Annotated in this window: 2 protein-coding genes; both read left to right on the top strand. The window is 70.8% G+C overall.

Annotated features, from left to right (window positions below; genetic code table 11):
* Nucleotides 1-124 precede the first annotated feature (124 nt).
* The gene (queA, locus tag JR065_RS21320; protein ID WP_206236529.1) at nt 125-1177 is read left to right on the top strand and encodes a tRNA preQ1(34) S-adenosylmethionine ribosyltransferase-isomerase QueA; all 1053 of its coding nucleotides are present in this window, start codon (nt 125-127) and stop codon (nt 1175-1177) included.
* A gap of 68 nt (nt 1178-1245) precedes the next feature.
* Entirely contained in the window at nt 1246-2388 is a 1143-nt protein-coding gene (gene tgt, locus JR065_RS21315; RefSeq protein ID WP_206236528.1) for a tRNA guanosine(34) transglycosylase Tgt, read from the top strand.
* Nucleotides 2389-2548: the final 160 nt, after the last annotated feature.

Below are 2548 nucleotides of genomic sequence, written 5' to 3'. Positions count from 1 at the left end.
TCGGTCCTCGGTCCTCGGTCCTCGGTCCTCGGTCCTCGGTCCTCGGTCCTCGGTCCTCGGTCCTCGGTCCTCGGTCCTCGGTCCCGCTACAATGTCCGGCCATCTGTTCCGCGACCCGCCGGCGTTGAAGAAGTCCGATTTCCGCTACGAACTGCCCGAGGCGCTGATCGCACAGGCGCCGCTGCCCGAGCGTTCGGCCAGCCGCCTGCTGCTGGTGCCACCGGCGCCGGCGCCGTTCGCCGACCGCCAGGTGCGCGACCTGCCCGGGCTGCTTCGCGCCGGCGACCTGCTGGTGTTCAACGATACCCGGGTGATTCCGGCGCGGCTGTTCGGGCAGAAGCGCACCGGCGGGCGCGTGGAGATCCTGATCGAGCGCCTGCTCGGCGCGCAGAGGGCGCGCGCGCAGCTGGGGGTGAGCAAGTCGCCCAAGGCCGGCGCCCGCATCGCCCTGGACGCCGGCGGCGAGGCCGAGGTGCTCGACCGCGACGGCGAGTTCTACGTGCTGCAGTTCCATGTGCCCGATACGCTGGAGTCGTGGCTGCAGCAGGCCGGACGGCTGCCGCTGCCGCCGTACATCCGCCGCGAACCGGGGCTGGACGACCGCGAGCGCTACCAGACCGTGTTCGCGCGCGAAGCCGGCGCGGTCGCCGCGCCGACCGCCGGCCTGCATTTCGACGCGCCGCTGCTGCAGGCGCTGCAGGCGCGCGGGATCGAATTCGGCCACGTCACCCTGCACGTCGGCGCCGGCACCTTCCAGCCGGTGCGGGCGGAGGCGCTGGAGCAGCACGTGATGCACCGCGAATGGCTCAACGTCGGCGCGCACCTGGTCGAGCAGGTGCGGCGCACGCGCGCGGCCGGCGGCCGCGTGATCGCGGTCGGCACCACCGTCGTGCGCGCGCTGGAAAGCGCATCCGGCAGCGGCGAGCTGCACCCGTTCGCCGGCGAGACGCAGATCTTCATCCTGCCCGGCTACCGCATCCGCAGCGTCGATGCGATGGTCACCAACTTCCACCTGCCGGAAAGCACGCTGCTGATGATGGTGTCGGCCTTCGCCGGCCGCGAGCGCATCTTCGCCGCGTATCGCCATGCGATCGAGCAGCGCTACCGCTTCTTCAGCTATGGCGATGCGATGTTGCTGTGGGGCGGGGATTCGGGAGTGGGGATCGGGGATTCGTAGCAACCCCCTGTCCGTCACCTCCGTGCGTCGCCCATCCCGAATCCCGAATTCCCCATCCCGGCCTCTCCATGTCCCGACTGCAGTTCCAGCTCCACACCACCGACGGCGCCGCGCGCCGCGGCCGCCTGAGCTTTCCGCGCGGGACGGTGGAAACCCCCGCGTTCATGCCGGTCGGCACCTACGGCACGGTCAAGGGCGTGCTGCCCGAGCAGATCCGCGCGCTGGGCGCGCAGATCATCCTCGGCAACACCTTCCATCTGTACCTGCGGCCGGGCCTGGACGTGATCGGCGACCACGGCGGCCTGCACGGCTTTGCCCGCTGGGACGGGCCGATCCTCACCGATTCGGGCGGGTTCCAGGTGTTCTCGCTGGCGCACCGGCGCAAGATCAGCGAGCAGGGCGTGACCTTCGCCTCGCCGACCGACGGCGCCAAGGTGTTCCTGGGCCCGGAGGAGAGCATGAAGATCCAGAAGGTGCTCGATTCGGACATCGTGATGATCTTCGACGAATGCACGCCTTACCCGGCCACCGAGGACGTGGCGCGGCGCTCGATGGAGCTGAGCCTGCGCTGGGCGCAGCGCTCGCGCGACGCGCACGAGGCCTTGAGCAACGACGCGGCGCTGTTCGGCATCGTCCAGGGCGGGGTGCACCCGGACCTGCGCACGCGCTCGATCGAGGGCCTGCAGGCGATCGGCTTCGACGGCTACGCCATCGGCGGGCTGGCGGTGGGCGAACCGGAGCACGAGCGCAACGCGATGCTCGAGCACCTGCATCCGCGGCTGCCGGCCGACCGCCCGCGCTACCTGATGGGGGTGGGGCGGCCGGAGGACCTGGTCGAGGGCGTGGCCCGCGGCGTGGACATGTTCGACTGCGTGATGCCGACCCGCAACGCGCGCAACGGCCACTACTTCACCTCGTTCGGCACCGTGCGCATCCGCAACGCGCGCTACGAGCGCGACCTGGACCCGATCGAGCCCGGGTGCGGCTGCCATGCCTGCAGCGGCGGCTATACCCGCAGTTATCTGCGCCACCTGGACCGCTGCAACGAGATGCTGGCGCCGATGCTGGGCACCCTGCACAACCTCTGGTACTACCAGAAGCTGATGGCCGACATGCGCGCGGCGATCGCCGCGGGAACCTTTGCCCAGTTCCGCCGGTCCTTCTATGCGGCGCGTGGCGCGGAGGCGACCCCGCTGCCGTCGGAGCGATAAAAGCCCCTCTCCCTCCGGGAGAGGGGTTGGGGTGAGGGTACGGGGCGAAGCCTCGTGCAGCCGAACAGCACAGGCCCGCCCGCACCCTCATCCGCCGCTGCGCGGCACCTTCTCCCGGTGGGAGAAGGGCGGCAGGACGCAACGCCCAAAGCCCCTCTCC

Origin of the sequence: Xanthomonas sp. (assembly GCF_017163755.1) — a bacterium.
Taxonomy (GTDB): domain Bacteria; phylum Pseudomonadota; class Gammaproteobacteria; order Xanthomonadales; family Xanthomonadaceae; genus Xanthomonas_A.
Note: the sequence above shows the minus strand (reverse complement) of the source record. Positions and strands in the feature narration are given on the sequence as shown.

Coding starts and splice junctions, on each gene's coding strand:
- tgt (WP_206236528.1), top strand. CDS start 1,246: ATGTCCCGACTGCAGTTCCAGCTCCACACCACCGACGGCGCCGCGCGC.